22 protein-coding genes are annotated in these 21,481 nt (G+C 40.2%); 13 read left to right on the top strand and 9 right to left on the bottom strand.

Features of this window, described 5'->3' with window-relative positions; translation table 11 throughout:
- Positions 1 to 31: 31 nt before the first annotated feature.
- Positions 32 to 895, top strand: a complete 864-nt coding sequence (locus tag THEIN_RS08550) for a transposase (protein WP_013908277.1) — start codon at positions 32 to 34, stop codon at positions 893 to 895.
- Between the two features lie 165 nt (positions 896 to 1,060).
- On the opposite strand, the gene htpX is transcribed toward THEIN_RS08550, so the two are convergent.
- Genes htpX through prmA form a run of 3 tightly spaced genes read right to left on the bottom strand, consistent with a single transcriptional unit; the run spans position 1,061 to position 3,620 of the window.
- Positions 1,061 to 1,930 carry a zinc metalloprotease HtpX gene (gene htpX / locus THEIN_RS08545; protein WP_013908276.1) on the bottom strand — a complete coding sequence of 290 codons (870 nt, stop codon included), beginning with the start codon at positions 1,928 to 1,930 and terminating at the stop codon, positions 1,061 to 1,063.
- Positions 1,931 to 1,965: 35 nt separating this feature from the next.
- Positions 1,966 to 2,697, bottom strand: a complete 732-nt coding sequence (locus THEIN_RS08540) for an RsmE family RNA methyltransferase (protein ID WP_169311167.1) — start codon at positions 2,695 to 2,697, stop codon at positions 1,966 to 1,968.
- A gap of 8 nt (positions 2,698 to 2,705) precedes the next feature.
- Positions 2,706 to 3,620 (bottom strand): 50S ribosomal protein L11 methyltransferase, encoded by a 915-nt coding sequence (gene prmA, locus THEIN_RS08535; RefSeq protein ID WP_013908274.1) that lies wholly within the window; start codon positions 3,618 to 3,620, stop codon positions 2,706 to 2,708.
- A gap of 60 nt (positions 3,621 to 3,680) precedes the next feature.
- Here prmA and THEIN_RS11725 point away from each other — a divergent pair, with 60 nt between their 5' ends.
- Positions 3,681 to 4,580, top strand: coding sequence for a M23 family metallopeptidase (locus tag THEIN_RS11725; RefSeq protein WP_013908273.1), 900 nt, complete (start codon positions 3,681 to 3,683; stop codon positions 4,578 to 4,580).
- Between the two features lie 3 nt (positions 4,581 to 4,583).
- On the opposite strand, the gene THEIN_RS12065 is transcribed toward THEIN_RS11725, so the two are convergent.
- From THEIN_RS12065 to cysC, 3 genes are all read right to left on the bottom strand, one after another.
- A complete protein-coding gene (locus THEIN_RS12065; RefSeq protein ID WP_148236951.1) occupies positions 4,584 to 4,787 on the bottom strand; it encodes a putative metalloprotease CJM1_0395 family protein in 204 nt (67 codons plus the stop codon).
- A gap of 210 nt (positions 4,788 to 4,997) precedes the next feature.
- Positions 4,998 to 6,146 carry a glycosyltransferase gene (locus tag THEIN_RS08520; protein WP_013908272.1) on the bottom strand — a complete coding sequence of 383 codons (1,149 nt, stop codon included), beginning with the start codon at positions 6,144 to 6,146 and terminating at the stop codon, positions 4,998 to 5,000.
- Positions 6,147 to 6,154: 8 nt separating this feature from the next.
- Positions 6,155 to 6,775 carry an adenylyl-sulfate kinase gene (gene cysC, locus THEIN_RS08515; RefSeq protein WP_013908271.1) on the bottom strand — a complete coding sequence of 207 codons (621 nt, stop codon included), beginning with the start codon at positions 6,773 to 6,775 and terminating at the stop codon, positions 6,155 to 6,157.
- A gap of 260 nt (positions 6,776 to 7,035) precedes the next feature.
- Between cysC and THEIN_RS08510 the strand changes: the two genes are divergently transcribed.
- The 4 genes from THEIN_RS08510 (at position 7,036) to THEIN_RS08495 (ending at position 10,909) form a co-directional block, all read left to right on the top strand.
- Entirely contained in the window at positions 7,036 to 7,392 is a 357-nt protein-coding gene (locus THEIN_RS08510) for a response regulator (RefSeq protein WP_013908270.1), read from the top strand.
- Complete coding sequence (locus THEIN_RS08505) at positions 7,392 to 8,348, top strand: lytic murein transglycosylase (RefSeq protein ID WP_013908269.1); 957 nt, start codon at positions 7,392 to 7,394, stop codon at positions 8,346 to 8,348. The genes THEIN_RS08510 and THEIN_RS08505 overlap by 1 nt, the downstream gene beginning before the upstream one ends.
- Positions 8,335 to 9,507 carry a M24 family metallopeptidase gene (locus THEIN_RS08500; protein WP_013908268.1) on the top strand — a complete coding sequence of 391 codons (1,173 nt, stop codon included), beginning with the start codon at positions 8,335 to 8,337 and terminating at the stop codon, positions 9,505 to 9,507. Before THEIN_RS08505 ends, THEIN_RS08500 begins: the two co-directional genes overlap by 14 nt.
- Before the next feature lie 133 nt (positions 9,508 to 9,640).
- Positions 9,641 to 10,909: an HD domain-containing phosphohydrolase gene (locus tag THEIN_RS08495; protein ID WP_013908267.1), complete on the top strand. Its 1,269-nt coding sequence runs from the start codon at positions 9,641 to 9,643 to the stop codon at positions 10,907 to 10,909.
- Here the strand turns inward: THEIN_RS08495 and THEIN_RS08490 are convergent, their stop codons facing one another.
- Genes THEIN_RS08490 through THEIN_RS08480 form a run of 3 tightly spaced genes read right to left on the bottom strand, consistent with a single transcriptional unit; the run spans position 10,910 to position 11,980 of the window.
- Entirely contained in the window at positions 10,910 to 11,470 is a 561-nt protein-coding gene (locus THEIN_RS08490; RefSeq protein WP_148236950.1) for a pyruvate kinase alpha/beta domain-containing protein, read from the bottom strand.
- On the bottom strand, positions 11,467 to 11,754 hold the full coding sequence (locus tag THEIN_RS08485) for a type II toxin-antitoxin system RelE family toxin (RefSeq protein WP_013908265.1): 288 nt from the start codon (positions 11,752 to 11,754) through the stop codon (positions 11,467 to 11,469). Before THEIN_RS08485 ends, THEIN_RS08490 begins: the two co-directional genes overlap by 4 nt.
- Entirely contained in the window at positions 11,735 to 11,980 is a 246-nt protein-coding gene (locus THEIN_RS08480) for a hypothetical protein (RefSeq protein ID WP_013908264.1), read from the bottom strand. The genes THEIN_RS08485 and THEIN_RS08480 overlap by 20 nt, the downstream gene beginning before the upstream one ends.
- 433 nt (positions 11,981 to 12,413) lie before the next feature.
- Between THEIN_RS08480 and THEIN_RS08475 the strand changes: the two genes are divergently transcribed.
- The 7 genes from THEIN_RS08475 (at position 12,414) to THEIN_RS08445 (ending at position 21,327) form a co-directional block, all read left to right on the top strand.
- Positions 12,414 to 13,565: a methyl-accepting chemotaxis protein gene (locus tag THEIN_RS08475; RefSeq protein ID WP_013908263.1), complete on the top strand. Its 1,152-nt coding sequence runs from the start codon at positions 12,414 to 12,416 to the stop codon at positions 13,563 to 13,565.
- Positions 13,566 to 13,760: 195 nt separating this feature from the next.
- Positions 13,761 to 15,254 carry an ATP-binding protein gene (locus THEIN_RS08470; protein ID WP_013908262.1) on the top strand — a complete coding sequence of 498 codons (1,494 nt, stop codon included), beginning with the start codon at positions 13,761 to 13,763 and terminating at the stop codon, positions 15,252 to 15,254.
- A 581-nt stretch (positions 15,255 to 15,835) separates the two neighbouring features.
- Entirely contained in the window at positions 15,836 to 17,368 is a 1,533-nt protein-coding gene (locus THEIN_RS08465) for an ABC transporter substrate-binding protein (RefSeq protein ID WP_013908261.1), read from the top strand.
- Positions 17,369 to 17,762: 394 nt separating this feature from the next.
- Entirely contained in the window at positions 17,763 to 18,719 is a 957-nt protein-coding gene (gene nikB, locus THEIN_RS08460; protein WP_013908260.1) for a nickel ABC transporter permease, read from the top strand.
- Positions 18,706 to 19,530, top strand: a complete 825-nt coding sequence (locus tag THEIN_RS08455; protein ID WP_013908259.1) for an ABC transporter permease — start codon at positions 18,706 to 18,708, stop codon at positions 19,528 to 19,530. Before nikB ends, THEIN_RS08455 begins: the two co-directional genes overlap by 14 nt.
- Entirely contained in the window at positions 19,527 to 20,453 is a 927-nt protein-coding gene (locus tag THEIN_RS08450) for an ABC transporter ATP-binding protein (RefSeq protein WP_013908258.1), read from the top strand. The genes THEIN_RS08455 and THEIN_RS08450 overlap by 4 nt, the downstream gene beginning before the upstream one ends.
- Complete coding sequence (locus THEIN_RS08445; protein WP_013908257.1) at positions 20,446 to 21,327, top strand: ATP-binding cassette domain-containing protein; 882 nt, start codon at positions 20,446 to 20,448, stop codon at positions 21,325 to 21,327. The genes THEIN_RS08450 and THEIN_RS08445 overlap by 8 nt, the downstream gene beginning before the upstream one ends.
- Positions 21,328 to 21,481 lie beyond the last annotated feature (154 nt).

Here is a 21,481-nt window from a genome sequence, read left to right as displayed (position 1 = left end):
ACAGGCGAAGATTTTTTCAGGAGGTTTGAGCATGCCAAGAATCCCTCGCTTACTTACCAATCATCCAAAAGCGGCTTATCATGTCATCTCGCGTACGGCCTTACCAGGCCATGACGTCCTTGGTGACGAAGAAAAAGACTATTTGCTCAATCTTATTCGCTGGCTCTCACAAGTTTATTTCGTAGAAGTCTATGGCTTCGCTATCATGGGTAACCACTTTCACCTGTTATGCCGCATGCTACCAGAGAATCAGTTCTCCGACGAAGAAGTAGTACGCCGCATAAAGCTCTATTACCAGGGAAAGCGCAAGGTCTTTGTCTACGAAGAACTAATAACCAAATGGCGATCTAGACTGGCCAGCCTTTCCCGTTATATCCAAGATCTGAAGCAGCGCTTCTCACGCTGGTATAACCGCAGGTACGAACGCAAAGGCTATTTCTGGAGTGACCGCTTTAAGTCCGTAATCATTGAGACTGGCGAGGCCCTTTTGAATTGCTTGGCCTATATTGAGCTAAATCCTGTGCGGGTAGGAATTGTGGATAAGCCAGAGGATTACCGCTGGTGCTCACTAGGCTACCGGGCAAGATTGGGGACAGGCGAAAATTTTATGACCCTTAATTTAGGGCTTCCCTCTTATGCCAACAAATCAGAAAAAGAGCGTTTCAGGCTGTACCGAGAGTTTGTTTACAGAAAAGGTGGGCTCGGTGAATCAAAAAAATTTAACAAAGCCAAGGAATTTACGTATCGATCGCGCTACTTCACGGAAAGTCTTATCATTGGTTCAAAACAATTTATTTACCATCTAGAAGTATTAAACCATCTAGAAGTATTAAAGAAAAAATTTTCTAAAAAGAAAGAAAAAATAATTTCTAGTAGCGAAATATATTTATTTTGAACTTTAAGTCCGGTTATTAACCAGCTTTTTGTAAAGTAATGTAGTGTCCTGCGACAATTTTACGAAATTGCTTCGCTCTCTAAGAAAATAAGGCATGGGGTTACAATGAAAAGCCCGAATTCCCCTCTAATAAAGGAGAGGAAGGGCCGTGAGAGGCCCCAAAACTTAAGCAGCCAGGCCTTCGCGCCTTGCCATTTCTACTAGTTTAGCTATACGATCCTCTATCGGAGGATGTGTAGAAAAGAGCTTGTAAAAGCTACCACCTGCTAAAGGATTGACGATAAACATCTGGGCCTGAGCCGGATTTACCTGCATAGGAACCTGGCGGTTCCAGGCATCAAGCTTTTCAAGAGCTCTGGCCAGGGACATCGGGCAACGACAAATTTTTGCCCCTGTGGCGTCAGCGAGATACTCGCGGCTACGGCTAACGGCCATCTGAATAATCATGGCCGCAAGAGGCGCAAGAAATATCATAAGAAAAATGCCCACATAACCTAAAACACCATTATCTTCATCATCTCCATAAAGACCACCAAAAAGTAAAGACCATGAGGCCATATCAGCCAAATAAGCAATAGCTCCTGCAATTACCGCCGCAATAGAGGAAATTAAAATATCCCGGTTTTTAATGTGAGCAATTTCGTGAGCCAAGACCCCTTCAAGCTCATCTCTGTTAAGAATTTGCATAATCCCTCTGGTAACAGCTACCACACCCTTTTCCGGATTTCTTCCAGTGGCAAAAGCATTAGGGGTGTCAGTATCCATGATAAAAACTCTGGGTTTAGGAATACCCGCTTGAGCCGCAAGCTTAGCCACTATATTGTGCAGTTCAGGGGCTTCAGCAGGTGACACTTCTCTCGCTCCAGTCATTTTCAGGACAAACTTATCAGAGTACCAGTAGGCAAAAAAGTTCATAACCCCCGCCAAAACAAGCGCAATTACAGCTCCAGTTTTACCCCCTAATAATTGACCACAAATAACAAATAGTGCGGTCAAAGCAGCGAGTAGGATAAATGTTTTAAGCGTGTTATACACGGCCTACCTCCTGGATTTTTATTAAAAAAATTAATCTAATAACTTCTTTTTTTCAAGATTTTTGAAGCAAAAAAAGTAAAGTGAGCTACACTCATCAAATAGAGAGCCGCAGTTTCAGCTCTCAAAATAAATGAACCCAACCCGATTGATTCAAAACCGCATTCTTTGAGAATTTTTGCCTCTTTTGGAGAAAATCCACCTTCTGGTCCAGAAGTAAAGACTACTTTTTCTACTTTTGAGTTAACATCTAATACATCGACGAGCGTCCTTTCTTTTTCATTCTCGTAGGCAAAAATCTTTAAATCTGCCACGATATTTTTGGCTGCCTGGCTTAAAGAAAAAGGCTTTTGGATTTTTAAAGGCCATAGACGGCGGCATTGTTTTAAACTTTGCCTGGCCCTTTTTTCAAGTTTGGCCGTAAAATTGGCTCCTGGTTTGACTACAGTTCTTTCGGTAATAACAGGGATTACCTGTGAAACACCGAGTTCTACCGCTTTTTCCACCAAAAACGCTAGCCAATCTTTTTTCAACAAAGGGAGGAGAAAAATTAATTCTGGTTTTAAAGGTTTTTCTTGGCGCAAAAGTCTTTGAGCCTTAACTAAAACCCCTTTTTTGTCTAGTTTTACAATTTTCCCGAGATATTCTTTACCAGCCAGGTCAAGAAGGATTATTTTTTCACCTTCTTTAAGACGCAAAACATTTTTAAGATGATGACTTTCTTCAGGATCAAGCAGATAAGTGGTTCCGAGGTTGATTCCTTCAGCCAAAAAGCGGGCTAATCCTTTTGAAAGGCAAGCATGGTCCATTCCTGAAATTCCCGGTCAGTTTTTTCCTGATATAATTTAAGACCTGATGACAGATATTTTTCTTTAAGTTTGTGGGCCTCTTCTTTTAAAAAACCCGATAAAAGAAGAAAACCTTTGGTGTTTAAGAGCTCTGTAAGCTTTTCAGCCATAAGTTCTAATTCATATGCCGAAATATTGGCACAAATCAAATCAAAACCTGAAAAAATTTCCCAAATAGGAGTGGTAGAAACGAAAACTTTGTCATGCAAATGATTGCGAAGAATATTTTCCCTAGCCACTTCGGTGGCTTCAGGGTCTATATCAATAGCGATCACTTCCTTGGCCCCTAACTTGGCCGCTGCTATGGCCAAAATTCCCGTGCCTGTCCCCACATCAAGCACTGTAGGACTTGCAAGTTCTTTTTCAAAAAGTTCTTCTAAGGTTTCAAGGATTAAATATGTAGAAGGATGATGCCCAGTACCAAAAGCCCTTCCCGGATCTATTTCAATTACAATTTCTTTTGGCTCTGGTATGTAAACTTCCCAAGATGGTTTTATAATCAGGCGTTTACCAACCTTTATTGGCTTGAAATAGACTTGCCATGCGGTTTCCCATTCCTCTTCCGGTAAAGGACGGTGTTCCAATTTAAACCGGTATTCAGGATAGAGTTCTTCAAGAGAAGCAAGATAGGCGTAAATTTTTTTAATAAGGCCTGTTTCTGCCTGTTCAGGGGCAAGATACCCGGTAATTTTTACTAGAAGGGTTCCTTCAGGGTGGGGTTCTATATCCTCACACTTTACCCCATGGCCAGTGGTTTCCACAAAAAAGTTGGCTACAGCATCACTGAGTTCTGATGGTACTACTACCGATATTTCGAGCCAGATTCGTTCTTTTGGACTACTCATGTTTCAAATACTAAACACAAAGGTCTTGCCTTTCAAAGAATTTTTTGGCATCATCTTCCTATGCCACAAAAAAATATCGATGATAAAAACAGCCCTAGTTGGCTTAAAGGAAATTTATGTCCGCTGATTATCATCTGTTTGCTCCTGCTTTCTGCCATTCTTTTTTACCAAAATATTAGATTAAGAATTGAAGTTAAAGAACTAAGAGGAAAAGTTGCCTCTTTAGAAACAGAAATTGTTTCTTTAAGGTTAAGGGAGAAAGAACTCGAAACCCAGATTGACGAGCTTGAAAAAGAAAAAGAAGAACTACTCAACCAGGCAGTAGGAGCTCTACGACAATATGACCGCTATGTTAAAAAGGTGGTGCGCCAGCTTGGGCTTTCACACCATTTTAAGGTCTCATCAAACAAGGCCGTTGGTGGTCCCTATCTTCCTCCTAAAAAAGAATATGAAATTTTAATCAACCAAATAAGTACTTACCTTCTTAAATTTGACAAAATACCCATAGGAAAGCCGGTTCGAGGTTATATTTCTTCTTATTACGGCTATCGTCGAGATCCTTTCACTAAAAAACGTGCCTTTCATTCGGGGATAGACATAGTAGCGCGTTACGGAGCCCCAGTTAGAGCCACAGCCGATGGAGTAGTCTATCGCGTAGGTTATACCAGAGCTCTTGGTCGTTATGTAAAGATTAGACACGCCCACGGTTTTATGACCGTTTATGGGCATCTGCGCAAATATGTTGTCAAAAGGGGTGAGCGGGTCCAAAAGGGTGAAATAATTGGCTACGTAGGAAATACTGGCCGAAGTACGGGGCCCCATGTACACTATGAAATCAGGCGCTGGGGAAGAAGTCTTAACCCTTTAAGATTTGTAAGGGCTGAGAAAAAACTCGCTAAAATTACTTCTAAAGTTAAAACTTCTAAAACAGTCTATCCGAAGGAAACAAAACAAAGTTAGAATTTAGACTATCTCGTTAATTTTATAACTGTGGGACTTTTCTTGTGTTTTTAAAAGTTCTTCTCTAGCTCTCATTTCTTTCATCAACGCCATTTGGGCTACCTGAATATCTTGAAGAGAAGGATCTACAGGAGCAAGAGCCGCTGCTCTCACCAGTTCCATTTTCTTAATAGTAGCCTCTGGATCTTTTTCTTCAGAAGTATCTATAGGAAATTATTAATATTTTTTGAGGCGGATTTATAAAATGAACTAAAGGGATCAGGTGATGAAGATATAAGTTTCAAACTTATTCCCCTTCACTATCGAACCGCCTTGGTTCAAATTTTTCCTACCCTTTTCTTTATTATATCGGATCAACACTAAACGTCGAGAACCCAAATTAATTTCCTATATTCCCGATAAAGCAAAAATATAGATTCATGAGAGACAAAAAGATAAAAACTCCTTGGCCTTATAGGACCAGTCTTCTTTGACCAATTCTTCATGAGGAATTTTTGGTGGGCATAGCTTCCCGCTAATAATGTCTTGTATGGCCTTTACCCATTCTTCAGGGGTTTCCGCTACGACTACGTAAGGCTCAAACTTTTTTATTTCTTTTAACGGAACCCCTATTACTGGTTTCCCGGAAGCTAGATATTCTTTAAGTTTTAAAGGGTTGGCAGACTGAGTCCCTTTGTCTAACTGATAGGGCATTATTAAGACGTCAAATTCTTTTAATAAGGCCGGAACTTTATCAAAAGATACAGGCTCAAAATAATAAAAATTTTTATATTTTTTGAGAAAATCTACGGAAATATCTTCCTTTCCTACAAAAACAAAAGAGTAATCAGAGTGTTTATTTATTATATGTTCAATTAGCTGAAAATTCAAACGTTCCCAAATAAGACCGGTATAACCAATTCTAGGTCTGGGGATTTTAACGATTTCATGTCTAATACTAAAAGGGTTTGCAAAGCGAAAAATATCTACACCATGGGTTAATAGAAAAAATTTTTGAGATTTCGCAATTTTTTTAATTCTTTGGGCTAAGATATCTGATACCACTATCAAGACATCTGTTTTTCTTATTAGTTCCTTCTCCATTTGCAAAATAAGATCTTTTTCGTGTCCTGGCCAGTTGGCAAAATCGTCAACACAATAATAGACTACTCTTTTTTCTCCAAAAGCACCTATATAATCACAGGCATTGGGAACAGTGGTAACTAATATGGGACTGTTTAGACCTCGACGTTCTAGCTCTTGTTTAACAGCTTTTATAACCGAGTTGCGATTAATTTGTCGAAATAAGCCTTTGTTATAAGGGATCATAGGAGGCTGAATTACCGAAAGATTTTCTGGTAGCGCCTGTTGGGGAACTTTTTGATTGGTAGTCATAAGCATTTTTTTCAGTTTACGAAAACCTTTGGCCAGGTCTGCTTTACAAAGGCGGGGTAAACGCATACCAACAGTATTTACCCAAACGACGGGGTAATCTTTAACAATGTGTCTAAAAATATGCTGGCAACTTGATGGGTGTTCACCCCAATCGTCAGCAAAAACCAGAAATGAAATTTGTTCAGAAGACATGGCCAAAATTACCAGCTTTTTCGGGCAAAACCTAACTGACGTAAATGTTCTCGCAAAAGACGTTCCTCTTCTTCTATGACTGTGGGATCTATATTGTTTTCCGTAGCCGGTAGAAAGCCTTTTTTTTCAAGATAAGAAATTATTTTCTGCATACTTTCTGCAACGGTTTCTTTATCAGTAAAAACTTCTATTTCGGGATTTCGAGGTGGTTCGTAAGGATCAGAAATACCGGTAAAATTAGGAATTTCGCCGCGACGAGCCTTAGCGTATAAGCCTTTTACATCGCGTTTTTCTACCACTTCAAGGGGACAATTACAAAAAACTTCAATATAATTGGGAATAAGTTTACGGTTTAACTGGCGAGTTTCTTCATAGGGAGCAATAGCGGCTACCACGCTAATAATGCCGTGTTTATTTAATAGCCAGGAAAGAAAACCGATACGCTTGACGTTAATATCTCGTTCTCGCTTGGTAAAACCAAGCTCCTGACTAAAATTGGTACGGATAATATCACCGTCTAGCAATTCAGCCTTAAGGCCTCGCTTTTTTATTTCCAGGTATGTTCTTCTGGATAGGGTAGACTTGCCTGAACCAGAAAGACCAGTAAACCAAATAGTAAATGCGTCCATTTAAGCCTCCTTTTGAATACCCAACCCCTTTGAAACTTAATCGGGATTATATAAATCTTTTCGGTTTTCTGAAAGTTTTTCCAAAAATTTTTTGGAGATCGGCCGAAATCAATCTCGCGCCTGTCCCCCAAACAATAGCACTGTGAATTTTTTAGATTTTATGTTAAAAATTCCCAGTAAACTTGTGATAAATCTTAAATAAAAACTATTAAAAAATTAAAAACTCGTTTATAATTTGTTATAATTTTAGGGTGGGCGAGATGAAAAAAGTATTAATTGTAGAAGATGATGCAGGAGTTCGCGAAGTGCTGGCGGAATTTTTTAGTATGCTCGGTTTTGAAGTTTCTCTGGCCGGTAGCAGCAAAGAAGCTCTAAATCTTATAGAAAAAGAACTTTTTTATCTCTATCTCCTTGATATTAAGCTCCCACAGGTTGATGGGCTAGAACTAGCTCATCATATTAGAAACAAATCTAACAATCCCATTATTTTTCTCACCGGCCTTATTAATAACCACACAGAATCTCAAGCAAGAAAAGTAAATAATTCTTACTACTTGAGAAAACCTGTCACTTTTGAAATGCTCAAAGAAGTTTTAAATAAAGCAGGAGTCATTTAATGAAACTTTTGCCAACTAACAGATCTAACATATTTTTTCGTATTCATATTTTGAATTCATTACAAAAGGCTAACTTTGTAGTTTCATTTGGAACGAAGCTTCGAAGCAAATATCTCATGATATGTTATTTTTGGCTCGTATTGTCTGTTTTTTTTACAGCCGGTTCTGCTTGGGCCGTAAATTTTGAAAGTTTAAAACAAAGGCTAATAGCTGACGGTTTATCACCTACGTATGTAGAAGAAATTTTTTCTCGTCCTGAGGTAAAATTTTTACCCCAGATAATGCCCCGTAAACTGCTTCATGATGAATACAAACTGAACTACGCCCAGTTTTTAGAACCTGAAAGAGTGGCTCGGGCCCAAAAGTTTTTGAAAGCAAACTATGAGCTTTTGTCTTCTCTTGAAAAACATTTTGGTGTACCCAAAGAAGTAATTGTAGCCATATTTTTAGTTGAGACCGATCTCGGACGTTACACCGGCAAATATGAGACTTTTAATGTGCTGGCCAGCATGGCCATCGCATCTGATTGGGAGGAGGTAAAATCTTTTTTACCTGAAAATCTTTCTCCCGAGGAAGAGAAAAGGCTAAAAGCTTTTATGAAACGGCGGTCCAAATGGGCTTACAAAGAACTGGTAGCCCTTTTGCGTTATAGTTCTAACCATAATGTTGATCCCCTTTCCATAAAGGGCTCGGTTTTTGGAGCATTTGGCCTACCCCAGTTTGTACCTTCAAGTCTCCTTTTCTACGGCTACGATTGGAACAAAGACGGAAAGATAGATCTATTCAATTTGGAAGACGCCTTAGCCTCTATAGCCAACTACTTAGCTCGTCATGGCTGGGGTAAGGCCAAAGACTATCAGGCCCAACTAAAAGTAATTATGACTTACAACAAAAGCCGGCCTTATGCGGAAACAGTATTAAGTCTTGCTAAAAAACTAAAAGATGCCAGCGGATAGAGAAGAATTTACCCGTCGTATAGCCCTTTTAGCTGAAAGGCTATCACAAAAAGGCTTTGATGCAGCTCTTATTCGCTATCCTCTAAATATTTTTTATTTCACAGGTGCTTTTGTTGATGGTCATCTGGTTATAACTAAAAGAGCAGAAGTTTTTCTGCTAGTTTACCGCACTTTAGGCAGGCCTGATTTTAACCCCGTGGCTGAAGTTATTCCTTTTCGTTCCTTAAAAAAACTTCCTGTTTTTTTAGCTGACCTTAGCATAAAAACTTTAGGCCTTGAAGAAGACCGCCTTCCTATAAACCTATATCGACGGTATCAAAAACTTCTGGCAGCTTTTGACCTTGGGGATATCAGTGAAATTGTCAGAAATTTACGGGCTATTAAAAGCCGTTACGAAATAGATTGTCTAAAAAAAGCGGCAGAGATACTTTCAGACGCCATTTATAGCTTTTTGCCCAAACTTAAACCGGGTTTTAGTGAACTTGAAGCCGCAGGTTTACTTGAAGCCGAACTCCGGAAAAGAGGGCATCCGGCTTTTACACGCACCTATGGTTTTGGGCAGGAGCTTGCCTACGGTCACCTCCTTTCAGGCAAGTCTGGTGTGATACCTGCTTTTGTAACCACTGGCCAGGGCGGCCAAGGAATTTACGGTTTCCCTCAAGGGCCATCGGAAAAGAAAATTCAACCAAATGAACTTATTCTAATTGACTATGCTGGCTGGCATGAGGGCTACATGGTTGACCAGAGCCGCCTTTTTTATTTTGGGAATATCCCCCAAAAAACATTGGCAATCTATGATAAAGTGCTCGCTTTACTCGAAGATTTAGAACAACTGCTGCGTCCCGGGATAAGTGTCCAAAAACTATATGAAAGGGCTGTTTTAAAAGCTGAGGAGCTAGGAATAAGCGAATACTTTATGGCTCATGGGCCAGAAAAAGTACCTTTTGTAGGCCACGGGGTTGGGCTTGAAATTGACGAATGGCCACCTATTGCTTCTCTGGACATAACCCTTGAAGAAAACATGGTCATAGCCCTCGAGCCCAAATGTCACGTGCCAGAAATAGGAGTTATTGGCCTTGAAGATACTTATCATATCACTGCAAACGGTCCAGAAAGGCTCACTCTTTTCCCCCGAAAGATAATTTCCCTATTGGATTAGTTCACCAAAAGATAGCTTTCGTTAAAAGACTGCTTCGTGCCTTAGTGCTCCTCGCAGTGACATAGTCAGAATCAAAAGTTCAACACTTTTTCATTAAAGCCCTATCAACACTTAGCCGAAAAAGTTTGATGATATGGTAAGAGAACTTCTCATAAACTTGAATAATTTTTTTCTTTCGGTATCTGATGCCATAGACCTTGCTAACCCCCATATTTCTGCCCACCAAATTAAGGTAGCCTATATTTCATGGCGTATGGGGAAACTTTTTCGTTTGTCTTCTGAAAAAACTAATCAGCTTTACATAGCGGCTCTTTTCCATGATGTAGGCGCCTTAACCCCTCAAGATAAATTACGCCTACACTCCTCGATAGAAAAAAATCTAGATTTACACTGTATTAAAGGAGAAGAGCTTTTTAAATCTCTCAAGTTTCTTGCTCCAATAGCTCCTCTGATACGTTTTCACCACAAACCCTGGCACCTCTGGCAAGAAGAAGGCTTTAGTTTAAATAGTCCTTACGTCCTGGAAAGCCAGATACTAAACCTGGCTGATACAGTAGAACGTCTAGTTAGACGCAAAGAATTTATATTAGAACAGAGAGTAATTATTAATAAAAAAATTCTTTCTCTCTCTAAAAAAGAATTCCATCCTGAAGTGGTAAATGCTTTTCTGGAGTTAAGCAAACAAGAATGCTTTTGGTTTGATCTGACAAACCACAGGCTTTATTCAATTCTTTTGAAATATGGGCCCCTTGAGTCTGTACATATAGGCATTGAAGAAATAGCTCAGCTTGCCGGTTTTTTCAGTAAAATAATTGACTTTAAGAGCCAATTTACTTCTACGCATTCAAGCGGCGTGGTGGCCTGTGCCACCATGCTTTCTCATCTTTGTGGTTTTACTGAGCTGGAAATTCTTCATATGAAAGTAGCCGCAAGCTTACACGACCTTGGAAAGTTGGCTATACCAAATTTTATTCTTGAAAAACCAGGCCGTCTCACTCCTGAAGAATTTAACATTATTAAACAACATACTTATTATACTTATATGATTCTTTCTTCCGTTGAAGGTTTTGAGACTATTGCCGAGTGGGCCGCTTTTCATCATGAAAAACTTGACGGCTCTGGATATCCTTTTGGGCTTACCGGTGACCGATTAAGCCTTGGAGCCCGAATTATGGCTGTGGCCGATATCTTTACCGCCCTTATAGAAGAACGCCCTTATCGGAACCCTATGACCAAAAAGGAAGTTTTAGAAATATTGACTAATCAAGTTAAAAAAGGCCTTCTTGACAAGCGTATAGTAAAAATTGTTACAGAAAATTATGAAGACATAGAAGCCCGTGTGAAAAAATACCAAAAACTGGCTGAAAAAACATATTTGGAACAATTTCAAAAAGCAGCCTAACTACCAGTCTCTTGGTTTGGCAAGGATCTCGCGCACTTTAAGGTTGAAAAGCTTATTAGAAGGCATAGCTTTTATAATGGCTACGGTATCAGCCCCGCGAGCAGTACCAGCCACAGTGATAACGTCTTCTGGAGGCACAAGCCCTGCATCACAGGCCATAAGGGCTATTTCAACACAGACTTTTATGCCCTGGCCAAAAAGTCGCAGGGTGTTGGCAATAAGGTCTTGCTGGGAATATTGCTGGAGTTCCCGAATAGCCGTACCAATATTGCGTAAAACCATGGTGCCAGTGTAAACCTTGGCTCCCAGAGATTCTATTTTGGCCCGCATCTCTTGAGTAATCTCGATCTTGCCTGGCTCTCTGAAGCCCACATTGTGAGTAACTACCACCAGATTGGCCTCTTTACCGGCAAAGAGTTCAGCTGCCTTGAGGCCGGTATCTCCGAAAGTAGAAGCTATTACTATATGTTTTAGGCCCCGTTCTTTAAAAGCCTTAAAGGCTATTTTTAAGGCCGCCTCGGTGTTAACTCGCCCTGCCTTTTCAAAATAAGTGTACATCAACTAAACCTCTCGTGCTTTTGCTCAAAGAGCTGATGAAAAGATACTACACCTAAAATTATAATTTGATTATCGATTATTTTAAAACCGATCAGATAGTTACTCAGCCGAATTTTCCAATAATTTAGGCTTTCTCCACGAATAGGTTTGCCATAAAAAAATGGCCTTTTAATAAACTTTTCCTTTAAAAACTTAGTTAGTGCATTTTTAAAAGGCGGGCTTAAGTCTTCCAGATCTCTTTTAAGTACCTCGGGATGAAACCTTAACTCATAGTTTTTTTGTCTCATGTTCAATCGGTAAAACTCCTTCCTGATCTTCCTGTATTATATCTTTTTCATCTCTTTGAGACAAATAGTCTAATAACAGTAAATCTTCCTCAAGGTCAAGGGCCTTATTAATAAGCTCGGCTACCACCGCAGACATAGATTTTCCTTTCACCTGAGAAAGCTTTCTAATCCGCTGATAAACTTCTTCTTCAAGCACAATACAAAGCCGAGGTTGTTTTGTAGGCATATCCCCTCCTTAAAAACAATAATTTCACCCCTTTTCGGTAGTTTAGAAAAATTCTTAAATTTATACAATAGTTCATCATTTACAATGAACCTAGACAGAGTTACAAAAAGTTTACAATTTTTATTTGGATATTTACTGCCGTAGCATATTTTTTATGTTAGTCAAGTAGTATTTTGGTAAAAGTAGTTAAGAAAACATTAAAATAACTAGTTCATCAAGTATGATGCTAAAACAAAAACTTAATCCTATTATATTTGACAAAATTTATACAAATAAACTAACCATAAATATTTAGGGTTCATTAAATATGATGACAACCAAAAAATACAAAAAGTATTAAACTATTATCTCTATCCGACGATAAAAATCTAAAAACCGTTAAAAAAACAATCAAAAGTGAATCAAAAATAATGAAAAAAAGCGGGAGGGGCAAGTGACTAGATTAATGACACTCAAAACCAAAAACATACTACTAATTATTATGGGTTTAGTGTTTACCCTATGGAGTATAAGCATTGGCATTCAATTTTTCTTATTAAACAAGGAAAAAGAAGTTGTCTTGACAGAATTAGGTATTTTTATAATATCTTTTTTTATAGGGTTGGGGTTATGTCTTTACATTGGCAAAAAACTTGAAGAAGAAGCCCAGGCACTTATCTCGGTAATGAAAAAGATAAGCCAAAAAGATTTTACAGAAAGCGCTAAAGAAATACCTAATAGCCAAAATGAAATTCATATCCTGGCCAAGTACTTTAATCAAACTATAGAAAATAGCAATCAAATCTTAAAAGAAGTCAAAGAAGGCATTGAACAAATTGCCTCAGGCTCTGAAGAATTCTCAGCCATTGCTGAACAGGTTACCCAGCATTCTAAAGAAACCTTTAAGGAAGTCAAAAAGCTAGCCTCTTTTACGGAACAGATTAGCGAACAACTAGATTTGGCTAACCGCAGCGTTCAGGAATTGAGTGCCGCTATTTCAGAAATTTCTCAAAATACAGCCACCACTGCTGAAGAGAGCCAGAGCACCAGTGACCAGGCCTCTCTCAATAGTGAACTGATGGAAAGCCTTCTAAAAGAAATTGAACACATCAAACACGCAGCTGATATAATCCAAGATATTGCTGACCAGACTAATCTCTTAGCTTTAAACGCCACCATAGAAGCGGCTCGAGCGAGGGAGGCTGGTAAGGGCTTTGCCGTGGTAGCCAGTGAGATCAAAGAACTATCAAGACAAACGGCCCAATCGACAGACCAAATCAGGGCCTGGGTGGAAAACCTGGTGGAAAAAGGCATGAAATTGCGCGAAACCAGCCAGACTTTATTAAACACTATGGAAAAAACCGTTGAAAGAGCAGGAAGTATCGCCTCAGCCATTGAAGAACAAACTGCCGTTACTCAAGAAATAATACACAATACAGGCAGTATTGCTGGAGAACTATCAAATATCATGAATATGAATAACAACCTTAAAAGTAGAACCGAAGAAGCGGAAAGCTCTATTGTGGGTATAAAACAGGCCGCTGAAGACATGAATAAACTGGCCTTGCATCTAAGAGAAATGACCAATGATTATAAGATTTATTAATGGGTTATTATTAATGAGGTCACTAAATAGGCGACAATTAAGTCATTGCGAGCGAAGCGAAGCAATCCCTGAGACTGCTTCGACCTCTAACGTGGCCTCGCCGTGGCAACGAGGGTTACTTCGCCTTGGCGATTATGTCAGCAATAACTCTTTGTTACCTAAAAACGCTCAGGTTAATAATGTAGAGGAACTAACATGTTTGGCAAAAAGATAGAAAATAACTTGATTTATCAAATTTATAAAATAGGAAAAATTGCTGAAAAAGCCAAAAAAAACGAAGAAAAAATACAAGAAATACTATCATTAATAGAAAAAATTTTTGATACTAAAAAAATATTTTTAATTTTTATCGAAGAAAAGAATAAAGTAATTACTAATTTTGAAGGTCTTAATAACAAAAGACTTTTAGATAAAGTAAAAGGAGAATGGCTTGAAAAGCTAGAAAGAGAAAAGGCTATAAATATTATTGGAGAACTGATAACTTCAGATAAATCAAAAGGATTAATAGCATTAATTCCTATAACAAGGCAGAAAAATTTAACAGGATTGATCCTCTTAGAAAACGAAGCAAGACAATCAAAATTAACTCAAGAAGAATTAATATTTTTATTTAGCATAGCCCATATCATAGGTAATATAATCAACCTAGAAAAAACAAAAGAAGAAACCATAAAAGAATGCCAAAAAACATCTCAAGCTCTTATCCATAACATAAAAAATACATTACAAAATATATCGTTTTCCGCTGAAAAAGGCCTGATACACCGAAAAGATAAAGACAAATACTTGAAAGACATCATTAAAACAAGCCAAGAAGGAGAAAAAACAACTAAAGATTTTTTGGAAATACATTTCAAAAGAAGCTTTGCTAGCAAAATAAAGGTTGACATAAATGAACTCATTAAAAAACAAGTACACAGGATTAAACAAGAAAATTTGACTATAAAATTAAATTTAGAAGAGAATTTACCTAAAATTACTGGAAAAGAACATATTATAGAACAAATTTTAGAACATATAATTACCAACGCCTATCAAGCAATAAAAGGAAAAGGAACCATCAAAATTGAAAGTAAACGAGAAGGAGAATATATCAAAGTAAAGATTGTTGATTCAGGGCCAGGCATACCAGAAAATATAAAAGAAAAAATTTTCAAACTAAATTTCACCACCCAAAAGGCGGGAACTGGTCTTGGCTTGACTTTCAGTAAAGAATCTATCGAAGAGATGGGCGGAAAAATTTTTCTTGACAACAAAGAAAAAGAAACAACTTTTGTTTTATTATTTCCTTTAAAAACTATAAAGCTAAACAAGTTTAGACTTATTACAATATTAGTCGTAGAGGACGAAGAAATTATTAGAAATATACTAACAGAATTTTTAAGAGAAAAAGGATTTAAAGTCTTTCAGGCTGCTGATTTTGAAGAAGCTATTAACATAATAGAAACTTCATCTAATATAGATTTTCTTATCACTGATATGCATATTCCCGGAGGGAAAGGAACTAAAATTGCAAGAGTAGCTAAAGACAAATTCCCCAGTTTAAATATTATTTTTATCACTGGCTCTATCGCCGACCTTATCAATACCAAAGATGGTATCGTAATTCAAAAACCCTTTGAAATGGAAAACCTTCTGGAAGTAATCATGAATACTCTGGAAAACCATCCCAACGAACCCCAGCCATAAATTTTAAAAAATTCTGAAGTCATCGACACATTTTTGGGTCACCACAAGGACGCTTTTCCTCTCACAAGGCTCGCAAGTAAAGGTGACCTTTGCAAAACGCTTTACTTATTGGTCACTAAATAGGCGACAATTGAGTCATTACGAGCGAAGCGAAGCAATCCCTGAGACTGCTTCGACCTCTAACGAGGCCTCGCAGTGACAGCGAAGGTTATTTTACTTTAGCGATTATGTCAGCGGCAATACTTTGTCGTGTAAAAAACACTCGGATTAATAATAGACTGCTTCGCCCTGCGGGCTCGCAGTGACTAGATGGTGATTGGCTACTGGCAGATGGCCGATGGTAGATAGTTATTGGCGCAAAAAATGCTTCTCGCCTTCGGCTCCTTGCAGTGACAACGTAGCCGATAGCTGTTAGCGCAAAAGGTTGCGCCAGCGGCCTAAGCAATCTCGCGAGGTGCCAGGCGCCATGGTCGCCATGGTCATCCCAATTTATATTCTCAATTTTGCAAAAGTCTCTACTTGACATATCTTACGTGTTGTGTCACTTATTCAGTAAAAATAGCAAATTTGAGGAGGTAAGCATGAAAATAAGGTCGGTAGTTGTTATTTTGTTTTTATTAGTGTCTGCTTTGGCTTTTTCTCCGGTTTGTGAGGCCAAAAACGAACTCAAAGTAGGAGAAATGTGGAATATCAGAGGGGTTGACCCTGTCAAAAAGGGAACACTTGTAAAAGAAAAGGCTCTGATCACCGAAAACCTGGTAGAGGCCGATCCGGACTTTTCTCTCAGGCCGGGGCTTGCCAAATCCTGGAAGCAACTAAGCCCCACCCACTGGCGGTTTTATCTGAGAAAAGGAGTAAAATTCCACGACGGGAGTGAAATGAAGGCAGGAGACGTAAAGTGGGCCATTGAAAGGGCCTTAAAAGACCCTTCCATAAAGTCCCTTACCAAAATTAAAGAAATAAAAGTTATAGATGATTACACCATTGATTTTATAACCGAAGGACCTTACGCTGCTTTTCCCGCTACTCTTCACTACTCAAAAGTTTCTATAGTTTCTCCCCATTCTGAGATGGACAAAAACGGCGTCATCACCAAACCTATAGGCACAGGGCCTTTCATGTTGGTAAAATGGAATCCCGCCACTGAAACCCTCTATTTAAAAGGATTCAAAGATTACTGGCAGGGGAAACCCAAACTTGACGAGCTTATCATAAAAGCCATTCCTGACCCAGCTTCAAGAGAAGTGGCTGTGGAAAAAGGAGAAATAGATTTTACCTGTGATGTGCCTTATGGAGACGTAGAAAGACTCTCCAGGGAAAAGGGGATCAAATTAGAAATTCATCCCACCGCCAGAGTCTATCAGCTAACCTTTGGCAGCCTGCACGGCACTCCTTACGAAGATGTCCGCGTAAGAAAAGCCATAAGCTACGCCATTGATAAGAAATCAATAGCCCAAATAGTCCTTCACGGATGTGCTGAGCCTGCCAAGGGGATCATTCTTCCCTCTCTCTGGTGGGCCAACAACAATGTCTCTGGCTACGATTACAACCCTAAAAAGGCGAAAGAGCTTCTAAAAGAGGCCGGCTGGGTAGATACAGATAACGACGGCATTTTAGAAAAGAATGGAAAAGAATTTCACGTAACCATTTACACCTATCCTCAAAGGCCAGGGCTTAAACCTATGGCTGAAACCATTCAGGCCTTTCTTAAAAATGTAGGTATAAAAGCAGAGGTAAGAGTGCTTGACTGGAGTGCCATTGGCAAATACATGAAAAAATACGACATGAAACTTTCGGCCTATCACCTGGCCATGGTACCTGACCCTGATTACTACCTAAGAAAAATCTATCATTCTAAAGGCTCTACTAATACTTGGGGTTATAACAATCCTGAAATGGACAAATTACTTGAAAAGGGGCTCACCACCTTTGACCAACAAGAACGAAAAAAGATTTACGACAAGGTCCAGGAACTAGCCCTTAAAGACTTGCCCTTGATTCATATTGCTTTTTATAAGGTACTGGTCGTTTACAGAGATTACGTTAAAGGCTTCAAGTTTAATCCTGTAGCTCATGATTACATGCTTAATCCGGAAATTTACGTAGCTAAATAAATTGCAGTTCGCAAAAGCTTTGTTTAAGAGACTGCTTCGCCCTTACGAGAGAGGGCTCGCAGTGACTAGATGGTGGATGGCCGATGGCTGATGGCAACTGGTAACATGTTAGGGACTGCTTCGTCGCCTCCGGCTCCTCGCAGTGACGGTATGGCAGATGGCCGATGGTAGATGGCTATTGGCGCAGGGATTGCTTCGCCTGTCCCGAGTGCAGCGAAGGGATCTTCCTGGACAGCTCCTCGCAGCGACAAGATGAAAACGGCCCTTGCAGTGACAACGTGGCCGATGGCTGGGCAGTAACAACGGCCGAAGCAATCCCTATCGCGAGGCGCCAGCGGTGCCGTGACGATTTCAACCTATATTTTTTGAATTTTACAAAGGTCTTGTAGGGTAAATGCTGATTTATCTTTTAAAACGTTTGTTCATAGCGGTTCTAGTAGTAGTGGCTACTTCTGCGCTCACTTTCTTTTTACTTTTGGCTTCTCCTGGAGACACTGCTGAAGTAATCGTAAAAAAGATATTGGTTGGCGAGGAAGAATACTCGCCAACCAAACAAGAAATTGAACAAGTTAAAGATGTCTTTGAACTCAACGCCCCAGGTGTAGTTTTATATTTAAAGTGGCTCTCAAAGGCCGTACATGGAGATCTTGGTTGCTCTTATGTTTCCGGGCTTCCGGTAACGCAAGAAATTTTGACCAGGCTTCCGGCCACGGCCTTACTGGCCATTACCGCTACTCTTCTTTCCGTGATTGTCGCTATACCCTTAGGGATTTTATCAGCAGCCAGGCCCAACAGCTTTTGGGACTACGCCTGTCTTACTTATTCGGCCTTCTTTATATCTGTTCCCAATTTTTGGCTGGCCTTAATACTCATCTTATTCTTTTCCCTCTATCTTGATCTTTTACCAGTAGCGGGGTTTGGCAGTTTAGCTCACCTTATTTTGCCCGCTATTACGCTAGCTGCAGGCATGTCAGCCATAACGGTGAGATTAACCCGGGCAAGCCTACTAGACGTTTTAAGGCAGGATTACATAATCACCGCCAGGGCCAAAGGCCTTGCCGAAAAGACAATTCTTTACAGGCACGCTCTAAGAAATGCTCTTATTCCCGTGGTAACCATGATTGGACTACAAATAGGCCATCTGCTAAGTGGCACGGTAATTGTTGAAACAGTATTTGGCTGGCCTGGCATTGGTAAACTCTTGGCTGATTCCATAGAAGTTAGAGATATTCCTATGATCCAGGGATGTGTAGTTTTTATCGCTATTATGTTTTCCCTGGTAAATATTCTGGTTGACTTCTCTTATCGCTTTTTAGATCCCAGAGTCAAATACGGAGATGAAAGTGATTAAAAAGTGTTTGAGGCACAGGGCTATTGTGGCAGGGCTGTTTATCCTCTTGCTTCTTCTTTCTATGATTTTGTTTTCTCCCTTTACCTCTGACCCTACAGCCATCAATCTACAGAATAGCTTACAGCCTCCAAGCCTAAAACATCCCTTTGGCACTGATAATCTCGGAAGAGACCTTTTGGCCAGAGTTTTTCATGCAGCCCAAATAGATTTGGCCATAAGCCTTCTCATTGTCAGCTTATCCGTAATAATCGGGATATTTATCGGGCTTATTTCCGGATTTTTCAAAAAAGTAGATAAAATAACCATTGGCATCATAGATGTGTTTCTAGCTTTACCAGAGCTGATTCTGGCTCTGGTAATCGTTGGAGCCCTGGGGCCGGGGCTTTTCAACTCAGCCCTGGCTCTGGTAGTTCTTGGGTGGATTAAATACGCACGGGTGGTAAGGGGCTCAGTCCTTTCCATAAAGGAAAGACAATTCGTGGAAATGGCGAGAGCAGCAGGCCTTAGTGACTTTGGCCTGATAATCAAACACATCTTACCCAATGTCCTTTCTCCGGTGGTAACTATTGCCATGCTTCACCTGGGGCACGCCGTTTTATCTCTTGCAGCTCTGGGTTTTTTAGGGCTTGGAGCCCAACCCCCTACTCCCGAGTGGGGAACCATGCTAAACGAGGGTAGAGTCTATCTCAGAGTGGCCTGGTGGTGGTCAGTTTTCCCAGGCCTTGCCATTGTGCTCACAGTCTTTTCCTTCACCCTTTTAGGTGACGGGCTTAAAGACATACTAAATCCCAAGGCCAGGCATGAACTATGAAGAGCTTGCTTAACGTCAAAAACTTGAGTGTTCACTTCATGCTAGAAGAGATCACGGTAAAGGCCGTTGACAGAGCCAGCATTGAAGTAAAAGAAAACGAAGTGCTTACCTTAATTGGAGAAAGCGGAAGCGGAAAATCCGTCCTTGGCATGGCCATTTTGAAACTGCTCCCTAGCAACATAAAAATAGGTGGACGAATTGACTTCAATGGCTTTAACCTTCTGGAATTACCTGAAGAAAAAATGAAAGACATAAGAGGCCAAGAAATTGCCTGGGTTCCTCAAAATCCATCTTCTTCTTTAAATCCAGTTTTGAAAGTAGGTTTTCAAATTGCAGAACCCATGGAAGTCCATCTCGGTTATGGGAGAAAGACAGCCTGGCAAAAGGCTATAGACTTGCTCAGATTCTTTGACATAAGGCCTCCTGAGAAAAGGGCTAAACAATATCCCCATCAATATAGCGGTGGCATGAGACAAAGGGCCCTGGTAGCCATGGGCACTTCAACCAGGCCCAAGCTCATTATTGCCGACGAACCCACTAAGGGAGTTGATGCCACCAAAAAAATCAGAGTGATAGAGCTCTTCAGAAAAATCAGGAATAACCATAAACCATCGCTTCTTATTATCACCCATGATCTGCCCTTTGCTGAAAAATTGGCGGATAGAGTAGCGGTGATGTATTGCGGTCAGGTAGTAGAGGTGGCCAAAGCGGAGACATTTTTTAACTCTCCGCTTCATCCGTATTCAAAGGCCCTGCTTGAGTCATTGCCTTCAAAGGGATTAAAACCCATAAAAGGCCTCTCGCCCAGTATGATAGATCCGCCTAAAGGCTGCCGCTTCAGACCCAGATGTGATTACGCTACGGATAAATGTTTTGAAGAACCCCCCTTTAATGGTCAGGTAAGGTGCTGGCTTTATGCTTAAAGCGAAAGGACTTTCCAAAATTTTTACTTCAGGCCTGTTATCAAAACAAAGAGTCAATGCCGTTGACAACGTTGATATTGAAATAAAACAGGGAGAAATATTGGCCCTTGTAGGAGAAAGCGGAAGTGGAAAATCAAGTCTTGGCCGTCTGCTTTTAATGCTAATGCAGCCAACTAAAGGAGAAATTCATTTTAACGGCCACGAGCTAACCAAAATGAAGAAGAAAGACCTCCGAAAAATGCGCAAGAAAATGCAACTAATTCCTCAGCATCCAGAGGATTCTTTAGACCCTTTGTGGAAAATTTACAGCAGTCTCGCCGAGCCTTTAAGAATTCACGGTCTTGACGCCAGCAAAAACACACTTCTTAAACTCATTGAAATGGTAGGTCTCCGTGAAGAACACCTTTACCGCTATCCTCACGAGCTAAGCGGTGGAGAACTGCAAAGGGTGATGATTGCGCGGGCCATATCTCTAAGGCCAAAGTTTATTGTCTGTGATGAACCCACTTCCATGCTGGATATGTCGGTTCAAGCCGCCATCGCAAGGATGCTACTGGCGTTGCAGGAGAAGTTTGGCCTAAGTTATCTATTTATTACCCACGACCTTGAGCTGGCTAAAATAGTAGCCCATAGAACGGCCGTCATGTATGCCGGCCAAATTGTGGAAGAAGGGGTGGATGTCTTTGAAAGTCCCTTTCATCCTTATACCGAGATGCTACTAAAAGGCGTTAAGGAGCCTCCTGAGTCAACAGAAAAACCGCCTGGGGGATGTAGGTTTTACGACAAGTGCCCTAAAAAGGGCCCCAAATGCCTTACCTCACCCGAGATGGTAACTGTAAATGGCCGAAAGGTTCGCTGCCACCTATTTGCTTAGGCCTTCTTTATTAATTAATAAGTTCACTAAATAAGCGATAAGAGCGGTCATTGCGAGCGAAGCGAAGCAATCCCTGAGACTGCTTCGATCTCTAACGAGGCCTACAGTGACAGCGAAGGTTATTTTACTTTAGCGATTATGTCAGCGGCAATAC

Source organism: Thermodesulfatator indicus DSM 15286 (genome assembly GCF_000217795.1).
Taxonomy (GTDB): domain Bacteria; phylum Desulfobacterota; class Thermodesulfobacteria; order Thermodesulfobacteriales; family Thermodesulfatatoraceae; genus Thermodesulfatator; species Thermodesulfatator indicus.
The sequence above is the reverse complement of the archived record's forward strand: the minus strand, read 5'-3'. Positions and strand labels throughout refer to the sequence as shown.